Source organism: Mesorhizobium sp. M0152 (assembly GCF_040322415.1).
In the GTDB taxonomy this organism is placed as follows: Bacteria; Pseudomonadota; Alphaproteobacteria; order Rhizobiales; family Rhizobiaceae; genus Mesorhizobium.
Genome location: NZ_JAMYTH010000002.1, coordinates 300418 through 315779 on the forward strand (window position 1 = coordinate 300418; position 15362 = coordinate 315779).

Here is a 15362-nt window from a genome sequence, read left to right on the forward strand (position 1 = left end):
GAGACCCATGAATATCGCCCCCAATTCATATTCCCGCACCCGCAAGCGTCTCCTGGCCGCCGCCGCTTCCGTCGCCGTCGCCGGCGCGATCGGCGTTGGCGCGCTGACCAGTGGGACAGGCCCTGTTCTGGCCGATGCTGTGCGTGTCGAGGCTCCGCAGGTTCCTGGTTTCGCCGACGTCGTCGAGCGGGTTTCGCCCGCCGTGGTCAGTGTCAAGGTGAAGGCCAAGATGCAGCCGACGGCCGATGACGGCTCCGACGATCAGGACGGTCTCGACAATCTTCCCAACAATCCGCAGCTGCGCCGCTTCTTCAAGGAATTCCGCGGCTTTGGCGATCAAGGCGGCCAGAACGATGATGGTCACCGCCGGTTTGGACGCCGCGACCACAACAACGATCAGCCGCGCCCGGTGGCACAGGGATCCGGCTTCTTCATTTCGGAAGACGGCTATCTCGTAACCAACAACCACGTCGTCGAAGAGGGCAGCGCCTTCACCGTGGTTACCAATGACGGCAAGGAACTCGACGCCAAGCTGGTCGGCACCGATCCGCGCACCGACCTCGCCGTGCTCAAGGTCGAGGGTGGCGGCAAGTTCACCTATGTCGATTTCGCCGACGATTCCAAGGTTCGCGTCGGCGACTGGGTGGTGGCCGTCGGCAACCCGTTCGGTCTCGGTGGCACCGTAACCGCCGGCATCGTGTCGGCGCGCGGCCGTGACATCGGCGCCGGCCCGTATGACGATTTCCTCCAGATCGACGCCTCGGTCAACCGCGGCAACTCGGGCGGCCCGACCTTCAACCTCAACGGTCAGGTGGTCGGCATCAACACCGCGATCTTCTCGCCTTCCGGCGGCAGCGTCGGTATCGCCTTCGACATTCCTGCCTCGACCGCCAAGCAGGTCGTGGAGGACCTGACGAAGAACGGCGCCGTGCAGCGCGGCTGGCTTGGCGTGGAGATCCAGCCGGTCACGTCGGACATTGCCGAATCGCTTGGCCTGAAGTCCCAGAACGGCGCACTGGTGTCCAGTGCACAGGACGATGGTCCCGGCAAGAAGGCCGGTATCGTAGCCGGTGACGTGATCACCCAGGTCGACGGCAAGGATGTTGCCTCACCGAAGGAACTGGCTCGGCTGATCGGCGCCTACTCGCCTGGCAAGTCGGTCGATGTCACCGTGTGGCGGGACGGCAAGAGCCAGACGGTCAAGGTCGATCTCGGCAAACTGCCCTCGAGCGACAAGCAGGCGTCGTCCGAGCAGCAGCAGCCCGCCGCTCCGGCAAAGCCCGACACGCTGGCCGATCTCGGTCTCACCGTCACCAAGTCCGAAAACGGCAAGGGGTTGGTGGTGACCGATGTCGATCCCGACAGCGATGCCGCCGATCGCGGTATCCAGCCGGGCGACGTCATCACCGCTGTCAATTCGATGGAAATCAACGGCACCGACGATGTCTCCAAGGCAATGACCGAAGCGGTGAAATCAGGGCGCAAGGCCGTGCTGATGCAGATAACCCGCGACGACACCAATCGCTTCGTCGCACTGCCCGTCGCCAAGGGGTGACCAGCGAGTTTTCCGATGCGGCGGTTTGAACACCCCCGAGCCGCCGCATGGAAGAGCATGGAGCCGGGCACGTTAGTCAGTCATCGTGCTCTCCTCCGACGGCAGCGGGCTTCCCATCGCCCGCTGCCGCACATCAATGATCCGGCCAAGCCGCCTCGGGGCTGACCGAGGATCGCGGTGATTTCGGGATGGCGGCATGCCCCGGAATTGGAAATGCCCGGCGTAACGACACCGGAGAACAAAGATTTTGTCGCGCATGGTCCGGATCATCTTGATCGCGATGCGCTTTGGCAAAGGCTAAATGCAGATGCTAGCCACTCAACCTTCCAGCGAAATCGCGTATAACGGCCCTATGAAGATTCTCGTCATGGAAGACGATCGCGAAGCTGCGGATTATCTGCAGAAAGCCTTCACCGAAGCCGGTCATACCGCGCATGTCGCCGGTGACGGCGAGACCGGATTCGCGCTTGCCGACACCGGCGACTATGACGTGATGGTCATCGACCGGATGATGCCGCGCCGCGACGGCCTGTCGGTCATTGCCGGTCTCCGCTCCAGGGGCAACACCACGCCGGTGCTGATCCTGTCGGCGCTGGGCGAAGTCGACGACCGGGTCACCGGCCTGCGCGCCGGTGGTGACGACTATCTGACCAAGCCCTATGCCTTTTCCGAACTTCTGGCACGTGTCGAGGTGCTGAACCGCCGCGCCAGCGCCAAAGAGGCCGAAACCGTCTACAGGGTTGGCGATCTCGAGCTCGACAGGCTGTCGCATTCGGTGCGACGCGCGTCGCGCGAGATCACGCTGCAGCCGCGTGAATTCCGCCTGCTCGAATATCTGATGCGCCATGCCGGCCAGGTGGTGACGCGCACCATGCTGCTGGAAAACGTCTGGGACTATCATTTCGATCCCCAGACCAATGTCATTGACGTCCACATCTCGCGGCTGCGCGGCAAGATCGAAAAAGGTTTCGACAAGCCCATCCTGCATACGATTCGTGGTGCCGGTTACATGCTGAAGGGCGGCTAGGCGGCGGCATGGCCCTTTCCGTGCCCGCCATCATGAAGACGACGGCTGCGCGGCTTTCGGCGCTCTATCTGCTGCTATTCGCGCTCTGCGCGGTGCTGCTTGTCTTCTACATGACCTCGCTGTCGGCGCGCATGCTGACCGCGCAGACGCAAGAGACCATCAACGACGAAGTGCTCGGTCTGGCCCGGGCCTACCAGCGCGGCGGCCTGCCGGTGCTGGTGCGCGTGGTCGAGCAGCGCTCGCGCCAGCCCGGCGCCAATCTCTATCTGATTGCCGATGCCAACGGCCAGGTCCTGACCGGCAACGTGCAGAGCCTGGAGCCGGGCGTTCTCGACGATGAAGGCTGGACCAGCAATCCGTTCTCCTACCAGCGGTTTGGCGAGGGAGAACTCGAGCGCCAGCGCAACCTGTCCGCCGAGCAGGGAACCACGCAGCCCGAGCAGAACGAAACGCAGGCGCAGGGCGAGAAAGGCCACAATGCCATTGCCCTGGTGCTTCGGCTGCCGAACCAGATGATCATGCTGGTAGGCCGCGATCTGGGCGAGCCTGAACGGTTCCGCGCCGTGATCCGCCGCGCCCTGACGCTGGCGCTCGGCATGATGGGGCTCGGCGGGCTGCTGATCTGGTTCTTCGTCGGCCGCGCAGCTCTGAAGCGCATCGACGGCGTGTCGGAGGCGAGTCGTCGCATCATGGGCGGGGATCTTTCCGGCAGGCTGCCGGTTACCGGGACCGGTGACGAGTTCGACCGGCTTTCGGAGAACCTCAATGCCATGCTGGCGAGGATCGCAACGCTCAATGAAGGTCTGAAGCAGGTTTCCGACAATATAGCGCATGATTTGAAGACGCCGCTGACCCGGCTGCGAAACCGGGCCGAAGCAACCCTTTCCGGAAAACACAGGATCACCGACTACCGCCAGGCGCTGGAAGGCACGATCACCGAGTCCGACCAGCTCATAAAGACCTTCAACGCCATCCTGATGATCTCTCGGCTGGAGGCTGGATATTCTTCCGAGAGCACCAGCCGCGTCGATCTGGCCGTGGCGGTGCGCGATGTCGTCGAACTCTACGAGCCGGCGGCGGAAGAGGCTGGCGTTTCGTTGGAAGCCGAGGTGAACGGCGCCTTCGTTGTCGACGGCAACCGCGAGCTGATCGGTCAGGCGCTGTCCAACATCGTCGACAATGCGATCAAATATTCCACCGATTCGACTTCCAAGCCCTCGGTCCGGGTGACGCTCGAGCGCACAAATGGAGAGATCAGGCTTTCCGTCACCGATAACGGCCAGGGTATCCCGGACGATGCCGATCGCGCCCGGGTGACCGAACGTTTCGTGCGCCTGGAGAAGAGCCGCTCACAGCCGGGTTCCGGTCTTGGTCTTAGCCTCGCCAAGGCGGTCATGACGTTCCATTACGGACGGCTTGATCTCTTGCCGGGCAATCCTGGACTGTCCGTGGTCATGAGTTTCCCCGCACGGGAGGATCATTGATGGCGGCGGTTGCCAAGCGGACAGCGACGGACTGGCTGCTGAAGCCGGCGACCACGCTTGCCCCTCTCGACGAAGGCCGGGCACGCCAGGAACTGGCCGAAATCGCTGCCGTTGCCCGCGAAGAAGGGTTGGCGCGGTTGGGCAAATTCCTGTCCGGCAAGGGGGAGCGCCAGGATTTCCTGGCCGCGGTCTTCGACCTGTCGCCGTTCCTGCGCGATATTGCACGTCGCCGGCCCGCGATCCTGGACAGGCTTTTCGACCAGGGAATTGAGGCTCGGCTGAAAGCGATCTGCGCTGCGGTCGATCAGTCGCCGCTGGTCAAGGCGGTCTCTGAACCCGGCCTGATGATGGAGCTGCGCCAATGCAAGGCCGAGGCGCATTTCCTGGTCGCGCTGGCCGATCTCGCAGGCGAGGCCGAACCGTCGCTGACTGTGCGGCGGTTGAGCGACCTTGCCGACGCCTGCACCCGCGCCGCCGTCGACTTCCTGCTGCGTGACGCCCACGGTCAGGGCAAGCTTAAGCTGCCCGACCTCGACAATCCGTCCCGACAATCGGGCTGGATCCTGCTCGGCATGGGCAAGCTCGGCGCGCACGAACTGAACTTCTCCTCCGACATCGATCTCGTGGTGTTCTTCGATCCGGAAGCGCCTGCTGTCGTCGACCCGCTCGATGCCACCGAATTGTTTTCGCGCCTGACGCGACGCCTGGTGCGTATTCTGCAGGACCGCACAGAGCACGGTTATGTCTTCCGCACCGATCTCAGGTTGCGCCCAGATCCAGGTTCGACTCCGCTGGCGATCCCGGTCGAAGCCGCGCTACGCTACTATGAGGCGCGGGGCCAGAACTGGGAGCGCGCCGCAATGATCAAGGCGCGGCCGGTGGCTGGCGATCTGGCCGCGGGTACTGCCTTCCTCAAGGAACTCCAGCCCTATATCTGGCGCAAATACATGGACTACGCGGCGATTGCTGACGTCCACTCGATCAAGCGTCAGATCCACGCTCACAAGGGTCATGGCGAGATCGCCGTCAAGGGCCACAACGTCAAGCTCGGGCGCGGTGGCATCCGTGAGATCGAGTTCTTCGTCCAGACCCAGCAGCTGATCGCCGGCGGCCGCTTCCCGGAACTGCGCGGCCGCGAGACCGTGCCGATGCTCGGCCAGCTTGCGGCACGTGGCTGGATCACCGCCGACGCATGCGATGCGCTCGCCCGCCAGTATTGGTTCCTGCGCCGCGTCGAACACGCCGTGCAGATGGTGGCCGACGAGCAGACGCATACGTTGCCGGAAGACGACGAAGGGCTGGAGCGCATCGCCCGCATGCTCGGCTTTGCCGATGCGGCAGGCTTTGCCGGAGCGTTCCGTGCCTCGTTGCAGCAGGTCGAACGGCACTATGCCGCGCTGTTCGAAACAGCGCCGGAGCTTTCGGCGGGCATCGGCAATCTGGTCTTCACCGGCGATGTCGACGACCCCGACACCTTGCGGACCTTGCATGGTCTCGGCTTCCAGCGGCCAAGCGACATCTGCCGCGTCATCCGCGGCTGGCATTTCGGGCGCTACCGCGTCACCCAGTCGGCGGAGGCGCGCGAACGGCTGACGGAATTGACGCCGGCGCTGCTGCGCTCTTTTGGCCAGACGCGCCGGGCCGACGAGGCCGTGATCCGCTTCGACGAGTTTCTTGCCGGCCTGCCGGCCGGCATCCAGCTGTTCTCATTGCTGCAATCGAACCCGGCATTGCTCAAGCTGATGGCGACGATCATGGGCGCCGCACCTCGGCTGGCGGCGATCATCACGCGCCGGCCGCACGTTTTTGACGGCCTGCTCGACCCGGCCTTGCTGAGCGAATTGCCGGACCGAGCCTATCTCTCGGCACGGCTTTCCGCCTTCCTCGAAGGCGACAAAGCCTATGAGGACGTGCTTGACCGGCTGCGCATCTTTGCCTCCGAGCAGAAATTCCTGATCGGTGTGCGGCTGCTTGCCGGCTCGATCGACCCGGCCCGGGCCGGCCGCGCCTTTTCCGATCTGGCCGATCTCACCATCGAGGCCGCGTTGCAGGCCGTGATGACCGAGTTCGAAAACCGGCATGGCAGGGTTGCCGGCGGTGTGGTTTCGCTGCTCGGCATGGGCAAGCTCGGCAGCCGTGAACTGACCGCCGGATCGGATGTCGACCTCATCCTGCTCTACGACCACGATCCGGACGTCGAGGAGTCCGATGGCGAAAAGCCGCTGGCGCCGTCGCACTACTACAGCCGCATGACGCAGCGGCTGATATCGGCCGTATCCGCGCCGACCGCGGAGGGGGTGCTTTACGAACTCGACCTGCGGCTGCGGCCGTCCGGCAACAAGGGGCCGGTGGCCACCCATATAGATGCCTTCAAAAAATACCAGCGCCAGGAGGCTTGGACCTGGGAGCATATGGCACTGTCGCGGGCGCGCGCCGTTGCAGGCGATGCCGGGCTTTGCACCGAAGTTGAAACGGAGGTCGCGACACTGCTCGGCCAGCCGCGCGACGCGGCAAAGGTGATCTCCGAGGCCTCGGACATGCGCGCCATGATCGAGAAGGAAAAGCCGCCGCGCGACCTGTGGGACATCAAGCTGATCCCCGGCGGGCTGATCGACCTCGAATTCATCGCCCAGGTGGCTGTCATAACCGGGCAGATCGAAGCCGGGCCGCGTGCCACCGGCACGGCCGAGGTCCTGTCTCGTCTCGCGCCTGGCTTTGCCGGTGCCGGAGTCAGGCAGGAGCTTGGCGACGCCTATGCGCTTTATCTGGCGCTGACCCAGATGACACGGCTGTGCCTGACCGGCGCCTTCGAACGCGACGACGTTCCGCCGGGGCTTTCGGATCTGCTTCTGGCCGTCACCGACCTGCCGGATTTCGGTGTGCTGGAGGCACACCTCAAAGAGACGTCGCGAAAGGTCAGGAAGGATTTTGATCTTTTGCTTCGCACGGGATGACCGCGACGCGGTTGTTCCGGCCAGAGCATCGGACCCGAAAGTGTGAACCGGTTTTGGGAAATCCGATGCTCGAACAAAGAGACGGAGCGGCGACAGGATCGAAGATCCGCCGCTCTGGCATCGGGGGTGACGATGCAACAGGGGAAGACCATGAGAAAGTCGACCAAACTTGCCCTTGCCTTCGTAGCCCTTGCCGGCGCCGTTGGCACCACCGCCTATGCCGAAAACAATGCCAGCGCGAAAATGCGCGATGGCATGATGATGCGCCTCGACAAAGCGATGAAGAATTCGAACGGCACCATCACTTTCGACCAGTTTTCCGATGCCATGAACGCACGGCTGAAAAAGCTCGTTGCCGACAATGGCGGCAAGCTGACCGTCGCCCAACTCGCCGACGCGCTGGAGAAGGCGCGTTTCGAGCGGATGGCAAAACGTATCATCGCCCGCTACGACACCAAGGGCGACGGCACGCTGACCACCGAGGACATTGCCGGTCGTGAGAAGAAGATATTCGCCATGATCGACAGGAACAATGACGGCAAGATCGAGAAGGGCGAACTGCCAAAGGGCCGCCGCTTTGGCCGTCACCGCCAGTGGAGCGACGAAGGCAACGACAACGACGACGACGGCATGCAGTGAGATTGGCTGACCCGGGCTCCGGCAACGTCAACCGGAGCCTGGTTCAGGCTGCTTCCCTGATCGCCGGTTGCGGCTTTCTCACTGGAATGCGCACCGACACGATCGTGCCGACACCTTCGGTCGAGCGGATCTTCAGCGCGCCACCTTGCAGTTCAGCCAGTGAGCGGGAGATGGCGAGGCCGAGTCCGGATCCGGCATGGTTTTTGGAGAACTGGTTCTGCACCTGCTCGAAGGGACGCCCGAGCTTGCCGAGCGCCTCCTTCGGGATGCCGCAGCCATTGTCTTCGATCGTCAGCACCAGCGCCGCGGATGTGTTGCGGGCCCTGACCGATATGTGGCCGCCTTGACCGGTGAATTTCACCGCGTTGGACAGAAGATTGATGACGATCTGCTTGATCGCGCGGCGATCGGCGAACAGCGTCAACGCGTCGGCGATGCGTGTCTCCACGGCGATCGCCTTCTGGGCCGCCTGAAGCGAGACGACGCGGACCGTTTCGCTGATCAGCGGGCCGAGATCGATCTGTTCGCGGTCCAGCGAGAACTGGCCGGCCTCGATCTTGGACATATCGAGAATGTCGTTGATGACGCCCAGCAGATATTTGCCGCTGCTGTTGATGTCGGTGGCATATTCCTCATAGCGTGCCGATCCCAGCGGACCGAACAGACCCTGCTCCATCAGCTCGGAGAAGCCGATAATGGCGTTCAGCGGCGTGCGCAGTTCATGCGACATGTTGGCCAGGAATTCGGATTTGGCCCGATTTGCCGCCTCGGCGCGCTCGGTTTCCTTCATGTATTTGCGGTTGAGGTCGACCAGTTCGCGCGAGCGCTCCTCCTCGGCCCGGCGGGCGAGGCTGAGATCATGGATCGTCGCCATCAGCCGGCGTTCGCTGTCGACCAGCTTTTCCTGGTGCAGCTTGATCTGGGTGATGTCGGAGCCGACCGAGACGATGCCGCCGTCCCTGGTCTTCAGTTCATTGACCTGCAGCCAGCGGCCGTCGGACAGCTGCCGCTCGAAAGTGGCGCCGCCTTGCAACCCATTGGTGTTGGCGAGGCGCCGTTCCGAAGCAAAGGCCAGCATGCGTTCTTCCAAGGCCGCGCGCGTTACACCCGGCATCACATCGCGATCCGAAAGCCCGTTGTCCTGCTGGTACTTGGAGTTGCACATGATCAGGCGCTGGGCCGAATCCCAGAGCACGAAGGATTCGTTGATGTTCTCGATCGCGGTCCTCAGCCGAAGATCGGCCGCCTCCGAACGCAGCGCCAGATGGCGCTGTTCGGTGACGTCGACGGCGATGCCGATCAACTGGATCTCCGGTGCCTCCGGATCCATGACCTGTGCGCGGGCACGCATCCAAACCCATTGACCGTCGGCATGCCGCATCCGGAACACCTGGTCGATCTGGTCGATCTCGCGTGCGACTATTCGGTTGGCGATCTGGAACAGGTCGCCGTCCTCGGGGTGGATGATCTCGTCGACCTCGCCGAAGGACAGCATCGTGTCGCATGGCTCGTAGCCCAGCATGTCGTACATCGAGCGCGACCAGTACATCTTGCCGCGCACCATGTCCCAATCCCACAGGCCGCAGCGGCCGCGAACCAGTGCCATGTCGATGCGCTGATGCGCTTCAAGGTAGATGCGGTCGGCCGCCTGCGCGCGTGCCGCCTGTCCGAAATAGGCGTAGAGAATGATGATCAGAACGCCGGCTGTCAGCACGAACAGCGTGACGTTCAGCGAGACGGTTTTTCGCCATGCGTCGAAGACCGCTTCCTGCGGCACCAGCGCTGCTGCGGCTCCCTTCCTGTCCTTGGCCAGGCTGACGGCCGCATACCAGTCCTGGCCGCCTATGTTGACCTCCATGACGCCTGCGCGATCACCGAACATGAACAGGGGCTGACCGCCCTGGACGAGGCCGTCCAGCGAATGGCCCTGCCAGGGCACCGAGCGCGGGGTCACTGCGGTGATCTTGAAGGCGTCGTCGGTGATGACAAGCACGTGGCTGCGACCCATAGCGCCTTGGCGGCTGGTGGTCTCCAGCAGATCCTGTATGGCTCCTGGCAGCGTATCCGACGTGGTGGCAAGCGAACTGGCCAGCTGGCCAGCCGCCAGAGTGAGGATCGCCTTGGCATCGCGCTCCACGTCGTCGCGCTCGTTCATCAGCGACAGGACGCGCAGCGCCGCGATGACCATCAGGAAGATGATGATGAGAGCCGGTATCGATCGGCGCAGCAGCGGCTCGGCGGCCAGAAGCCGCTTGTAGGCCGGTTCGGCGATGAGCCGCGTGTTTCCGGCAAGGCCGTCGCTTCGCGTCTCGCGACGCGTAAAAGCTATCCCACCGGGCGCGCCCCACGCGTCCGCCTTCGCCATAAATGGCACTCCCCGAATTTGCCTATGCTGTCTGGTGATCCGGCAAACACCGCACTTCCGAATCGTCAGTAAAGAATCAAAGGTGATTCGCCTTGTCCAGTGGTCCGGCCAAAAAAGATTAAAAATCGACTAAAATAACGCGCTTTCGAAGGTGCCGCGCCTTTCCCTTCCTACCGCAAAGAGAAAGGGAAGGGCTAAGCCAGCGTTCGCTCGACGATATCACGCAGATCCGCCGACAGGTTTTCTGCATTGCCGATCGAAAGCAGAGCCTCCCTGGCCTTGGCTTGCCGGCCAGGTTCGAGCGAACGCCATGACCGCAGCGCTGTCGCCAGCCTCGCCGCCACTTGCGGGTTGCGTTTTTCGACCTCGAGCACCGTCTGCGCGAAGAACCGGTAGCCTTCGCCGTCGGCGCGATGGAAACCGGTCTGGTTGGCGCTGGAGAATGTGCCGATCAACGAGCGCACCCGGTTGGGATTGCCCATCGAGAAGGCCGGATGATTGGTCAGCGCGCGCACCGTCTCGACCGTTTGCGGCCCAGGCACGCTCGCCCGGATCTGGAACCATTTGTCCATGACCAGCGGGTCGGCCCCATATTGCGTCTCGAAAGTCGCCAATGCCTTGATGGCCTCGGACGAGCCGTGATGGCGGTGCGCGAGTGCGGCGAGTGCTGCCGCGCGGTCGGTCATATTGCTCGCCGACTGGAAATGCGCGGTGGCAAGTGCCGCACCGCCCGGCTGCAGTGAGAGATAGTCCAGCAGGACGTTGCGAAGAGCACGCCGTCCGGCGCTTGCCGCGTCAGGACTGAACGCTTCCTTGTCGGCGAGGCCGTCATGGAGGCTGGAAAAGACGTCGCGATTTGCGCTGCCGATCGCCAATGCCAGCGCCTCGCGGGCCGTGTGGATGGCATCAGGGTCGATATTCCTGCCGATGTCGCGGGCAATGTCGGCTTCACCGGGTAGCGCCAGCGCCAGTGCCCGATAGGCCGGCTCGAGCGTTTCGTCGCCGGCGATGCCGCCGGCAAGCTCGGTCAGTCGCGACGCGAACACTGGTCGTTTACCGCCGAGAATCTCGCGGAACGCGGCGATCAGCGCATCGGTTAGAAGCGTGTTGAAAGCCTGCCAGCGTGAGAAGGCGTCGCTGTCATGGCGAGCGAGGAAGAACTGGTCGTCGGCCTTCTGTTCGATGGAAAGCGTTACCGGCGCCGAAAAACCGCGATTGAGCGACACGACCGGCCGTTCGGCAACGCCCGAAAAGCGCACCATGTGGCGGCGCTTGCGGACATGGATGACGCCGTTCTCCACGCTGGCGCCCTCGACGCCGCTATACTCGACCGGCTTGCCGCTCGCGCCGATCAGGCCGAAGGCGAGCGGGATATGCATCAGCCGCTTGCGGCTTTCGGAGGGCGTCGGCGGCACCGACTGCTCGATTTCGAGCGTGAATTCCTGCGCAGCCGGATTGTGCGTCGAACTGACCGTCAGGTTTGGCGTGCCTGCCTGCTGGTACCAGAGCGCGAACTGCGACAGGTCGCGACCCGACGCATCCTCGAACACCTTCATGAAATCTTCGATTGTCGCCGCGTCGCCGTCATGGCGCTCGAAATAGAGGTCCATGCCGGCACGAAACGCATCCGGCCCAAGAATGGTGCGGATCATGCGCACCACTTCGGAGCCTTTCTCGTAGACCGTCGCCGTGTAGAAATTGTTGATCTCGCGGTAGCGGCGCGGTCGCACCGGATGCGCCAGCGGGCCCTGATCCTCGGGAAACTGATGCGCGCGCAGCGTGCGCACTTCTGCGATGCGCTTGACCGCCCGCGAGCGCTGGTCGGCGGAGAATTCGTGGTCGCGGAAGACCGTCAGCCCTTCCTTCAGGCAAAGCTGAAACCAGTCGCGGCAAGTGATTCTGTTGCCTGTCCAATTGTGGAAATACTCATGCGCGATGATCGCTTCGATGTTGGCGAAATCAGCGTCGGTCGCGGTCTCCTGATCAGCCAGCACATATTTGTCGTTGAAGATGTTGAGACCCTTGTTCTCCATCGCGCCCATGTTGAAGTCGGAGACGGCGACGATGTTGAAGACGTCGAGGTCGTATTCACGGCCAAACGCCTCCTCATCCCACTTCATTGATCGTTTCAGGGCGTCCATGGCATAGCCGGCCAGCTTCTCCTTGCCGGGCTCGACATAGATGCCGAGCTCGACCTTGCGGCCGGACAGGGTGACGAAGCTGTCGGCGACCTTGCCGAGATTGCCGGCCACCAGCGCGAACAAATAGGAGGGCTTGGGGAAGGGGTCATGCCAGACCGCGAAGTGCCAGCCATCGCCGAGGTCCCCACCGTCGACGGGGTTGCCGTTGGACAGGAGCAGCGGCGCCTCGTTGCGCCGCGCCTCGATCCGCACGGTGTAGACGGATAGGATATCGGGGCGATCGAGGAAATAGGTGATGCGGCGAAAGCCCTCGGCCTCGCATTGCGTGCAATAAACGTTGCTGGAGCGATAGAGGCCCATCAGCGCTTCGTTGCCCGCCGGCGCCAACTCGGTCTCGATCAGCAATTGGAAGCGTTTCGCGGCAGGCGGCGTGAGGATGGTCAGTTGGTCTGATGTCGCCAGCAAATCCGCGGGCTTCGCTTTCCTGCCATCGATTTCGACGCGCTTGAGCGCCAGCCCGTCACCGTCAAGTACCAGCGGCGCCGATGCCGCTATGCCGTCACGACGCTCGACCGTCAGTGTTGCGGTGACGATCGTGGCGTCTGGCGAAAGACGGAATTCAAGGTTCGTTTCCGGAATGAGGTAGTCGCTGGGGCGATAGTCCTCGAGTTTGAAGACCTGGCCGGTGTCGGTACGCATTCCCTGGCTTTTCCTGTCTTTTCCAGCGACCGGGCATGTTGGGCCTGATCCAAAAAATTTGAAGCCCGCGCTCTTTACACGAAACGGTCCCTCGACAAAACTGCGGCAGAGCCTATTTCAGGCCTTCCTTTCCATCATCGCGAGGCATCCATGACCATCGTCACTCCGAAATTCGGGATGGGTGCATCCGTGCTGCGGCGCGAGGATACGGCCTTCATCCAGGGGCAGGGCCGCTACACCGACGACATTCAGCCAGCCGGCGTCCTGCATGGTTATGTCCTGCGCTCGCCGGTCGCCAAGGCAAGTTTCACCATCGGTTCGACCGATGCGGCAAAGGCGGCACCCGGCGTTCATCTGGTGTTGACCGGCAAGGACCTCGCGCACCTTGGCGACCTCAGGTCCGGCGTCATGCAGGACCAGCCGGACGGGACCAAGGCGCCGACCCGCGACATTCCGATCCTCTGCCGTGACCGTGTCAACTATGTCGGCGACGCCGTTGCCTTCGTCGTCGCCGACAGCCGCGCTTTGGCGCAGGATGCCGCCGAACTGATCGACGTCGACTACGACTCCGAGGACGCCGCATCCGGCACGGCGACGGCGCTTGCGGAAGGCACGCCGCTGGTCTGGCCGGAACTCGGCTCGAACCGCGCATTTACCTACCACATGGGCGACAAAGCCAAGACCGAGGCGGCTTTTGCCAAGGCCGCTCATGTCACCCGTATCGAATTCGTCAACAACCGGCTGGTCTGCAACTACATGGAGCCGCGCTCGGCGATCGGCGAATGGAACACGCAGGAGAACCGCTTCGTGCTGACCACGGGGTCGCAGGGCGTGCATTCCATGCAGTATATCCTGGCCGGCCTGTTCAAGATCAAAAAGGGTCAGATTCGCGTCATCACGCCGGATGTCGGCGGCGGTTTCGGGCCAAAAAGCTTCGTCTACCGCGAACATCCCCTGGTGCTCGAAGCGGCGAAACGGCTCGGCCGTCCGGTGAAATGGGCCGGCGACCGCACGGAGCACTTCTTGACCGACGCGCAAGGCCGCGACAATGCGGTGACGGCCGAAATGGCGCTGGACAAGGATGGCCGCTTCCTTGGCATGAGGGTGAACCTGCTCGCCAATATCGGCGCCTATGTCTCGCAATACGGCCCTTTTATTCCCTACATCGGCGTCACCATGTCGACCGGGGTCTATGATATCCAGGCGCTCGACGTTTCGGTGACCGGCCTCTACACCAACACCTGCCCGGTCGATGCCTATCGCGGCGCCGGCCGGCCGGAAGCGGCGTTCCTGCTCGAAAAGCTGGTCGATGCCTGCGCCCATGATCTCGGCCTGCCCGTCGAAGAGATCCGCCGCCGCAATTTCATCCGGCCCGAGCAGTTTCCCTACCGCACCCAGACCGGCCGCCTGTACGACACCGGCGAATTCGTCGGCCATATGGACCGCGCCATCGAACAGGCGGAATGGAAGGCATTTCCTAACCGCCTCGAGCAGGCGAAGGCAGGCGGAAAGATCCGTGGCATCGGCATGGCGACCTATATCGAGGCCTGCGCGTTTCCCGGCTCCGAACCAGCCTTTGTCGAACTTAACGGCGACGGCACGGTGACGCTCAAGATCGGCACCCAGACCAACGGGCAGGGACACGCCACCGCCTACGCGCAGTTCCTGTCGGAAAAGCTCAACCTCGACATCGACAAGATCCATGTCCGCCAGGGCGACACCGACGAATTGAAGGCAGGCGGCGGCACCGGAGGCTCGCGTTCGATCCCGCTCGGCGGCGTCTCGGCTTCGCGCGCCGGCGAGGACCTGGCCAACAAGATCAAGCGCATCGCCGCCGATGAGCTGGAAGCTTCGGCCGGCGATATCGAATTGTCTGATGGAGTTGCCCGCATCGTCGGCACCGACCGTACGATCGATTTTTCAACCATCGCCAAGGCCGCCAAGACGCCGGACGATCTCAAAGGGTTCGGCGAGTTCGTCCAGGACGAGTGCACTTATCCGAACGGCACCCACATCTGCGAGGTCGAGATCGATCCCGATACCGGCGCCACCGAGATCGTCCGCTACACCATCGTCGACGATTTCGGCGTCACCGTGAATCCGCTCCTGCTTGCCGGTCAGGTGCATGGCGGCGTCGTGCAAGGCATCGGCCAGGCGCTGACCGAGGACACCGTCTATGGCGAGGATGGGCAGCTGCTGACGGCGAGTTTCATGGACTACGCCATGCCTCGCGCCGACGATTTCCCGTTTTTCCATTTCGAGACCCGCAACGTGCCTTCCACAACCAATGCGCTGGGCATCAAGGGGGCAGGCGAGGCGGGCACGATCGGCGCGACACCGGCGGCCCTCAATGCCGTGACCGACGCACTCTGGCGCGCCTATGGCATCCGGCATATCGAGATGCCGGCAACACCGGCGCGAATCTGGGCCGCGATCCGGGAAGCCACGGGAGCGTGACCGCAGGTCCGGTCAGCTCATCGGTCGCGCCCAGCGATCAT

At 63.2% G+C, this 15362-nt stretch carries 8 protein-coding genes; 6 read left to right on the plus strand and 2 right to left on the minus strand.

Annotated features, from left to right (window positions below):
• The first annotated feature begins 7 nt into the window (after window positions 1-7).
• The 5 genes from NKJ26_RS03750 (at window position 8) to NKJ26_RS03770 (ending at window position 7659) form a co-directional block, all read left to right on the plus strand.
• Window positions 8-1555, plus strand: coding sequence for a Do family serine endopeptidase (locus tag NKJ26_RS03750; RefSeq protein WP_352693778.1), 1548 nt, complete (start codon window positions 8-10; stop codon window positions 1553-1555).
• A 352-nt stretch (window positions 1556-1907) separates the two neighbouring features.
• A complete protein-coding gene (locus tag NKJ26_RS03755; RefSeq protein WP_352599604.1) occupies window positions 1908-2582 on the plus strand; it encodes a response regulator transcription factor in 675 nt (224 codons plus the stop codon).
• An 8-nt stretch (window positions 2583-2590) separates the two neighbouring features.
• The gene (locus tag NKJ26_RS03760; protein ID WP_352693781.1) at window positions 2591-4066 is read left to right on the plus strand and encodes a sensor histidine kinase; all 1476 of its coding nucleotides are present in this window, start codon (window positions 2591-2593) and stop codon (window positions 4064-4066) included.
• Complete coding sequence (locus NKJ26_RS03765) at window positions 4066-7020, plus strand: bifunctional [glutamine synthetase] adenylyltransferase/[glutamine synthetase]-adenylyl-L-tyrosine phosphorylase (RefSeq protein ID WP_352693783.1); 2955 nt, start codon at window positions 4066-4068, stop codon at window positions 7018-7020. Before NKJ26_RS03760 ends, NKJ26_RS03765 begins: the two co-directional genes overlap by 1 nt.
• 150 nt (window positions 7021-7170) lie before the next feature.
• Window positions 7171-7659 carry an EF-hand domain-containing protein gene (locus NKJ26_RS03770; protein ID WP_352693784.1) on the plus strand — a complete coding sequence of 163 codons (489 nt, stop codon included), beginning with the start codon at window positions 7171-7173 and terminating at the stop codon, window positions 7657-7659.
• A 43-nt stretch (window positions 7660-7702) separates the two neighbouring features.
• On the opposite strand, the gene NKJ26_RS03775 is transcribed toward NKJ26_RS03770, so the two are convergent.
• Together NKJ26_RS03775 and pepN are read right to left on the minus strand one after the other, a co-directional pair.
• Window positions 7703-10024: a PAS domain-containing sensor histidine kinase gene (locus NKJ26_RS03775; protein WP_352599612.1), complete on the minus strand. Its 2322-nt coding sequence runs from the start codon at window positions 10022-10024 to the stop codon at window positions 7703-7705.
• Window positions 10025-10218: 194 nt separating this feature from the next.
• Window positions 10219-12864 (minus strand): aminopeptidase N, encoded by a 2646-nt coding sequence (pepN, locus tag NKJ26_RS03780; protein WP_352693786.1) that lies wholly within the window; start codon window positions 12862-12864, stop codon window positions 10219-10221.
• Window positions 12865-13014: 150 nt separating this feature from the next.
• Between pepN and NKJ26_RS03785 the strand changes: the two genes are divergently transcribed.
• The gene (locus NKJ26_RS03785) at window positions 13015-15321 is read left to right on the plus strand and encodes a xanthine dehydrogenase family protein molybdopterin-binding subunit (RefSeq protein WP_352693788.1); all 2307 of its coding nucleotides are present in this window, start codon (window positions 13015-13017) and stop codon (window positions 15319-15321) included.
• Window positions 15322-15362: the final 41 nt, after the last annotated feature.

Excerpts from the sequence above, each read along its gene's own strand:
- NKJ26_RS03750 (WP_352693778.1), top strand. The coding sequence starts at position 8 with ATGAATATCGCCCCCAATTCATATTCCCGCACCCGCAAGCGTCTCCTG.
- NKJ26_RS03755 (WP_352599604.1), top strand. The coding sequence starts at position 1,908 with ATGAAGATTCTCGTCATGGAAGACGATCGCGAAGCTGCGGATTATCTG.
- NKJ26_RS03760 (WP_352693781.1), top strand. The coding sequence starts at position 2,591 with ATGGCCCTTTCCGTGCCCGCCATCATGAAGACGACGGCTGCGCGGCTT.
- NKJ26_RS03765 (WP_352693783.1), top strand. The coding sequence starts at position 4,066 with ATGGCGGCGGTTGCCAAGCGGACAGCGACGGACTGGCTGCTGAAGCCG.
- NKJ26_RS03770 (WP_352693784.1), top strand. The coding sequence starts at position 7,171 with ATGAGAAAGTCGACCAAACTTGCCCTTGCCTTCGTAGCCCTTGCCGGC.
- NKJ26_RS03775 (WP_352599612.1), bottom strand. The coding sequence starts at position 10,024 with ATGGCGAAGGCGGACGCGTGGGGCGCGCCCGGTGGGATAGCTTTTACG.
- pepN (WP_352693786.1), bottom strand. The coding sequence starts at position 12,864 with ATGCGTACCGACACCGGCCAGGTCTTCAAACTCGAGGACTATCGCCCC.
- NKJ26_RS03785 (WP_352693788.1), top strand. The coding sequence starts at position 13,015 with ATGACCATCGTCACTCCGAAATTCGGGATGGGTGCATCCGTGCTGCGG.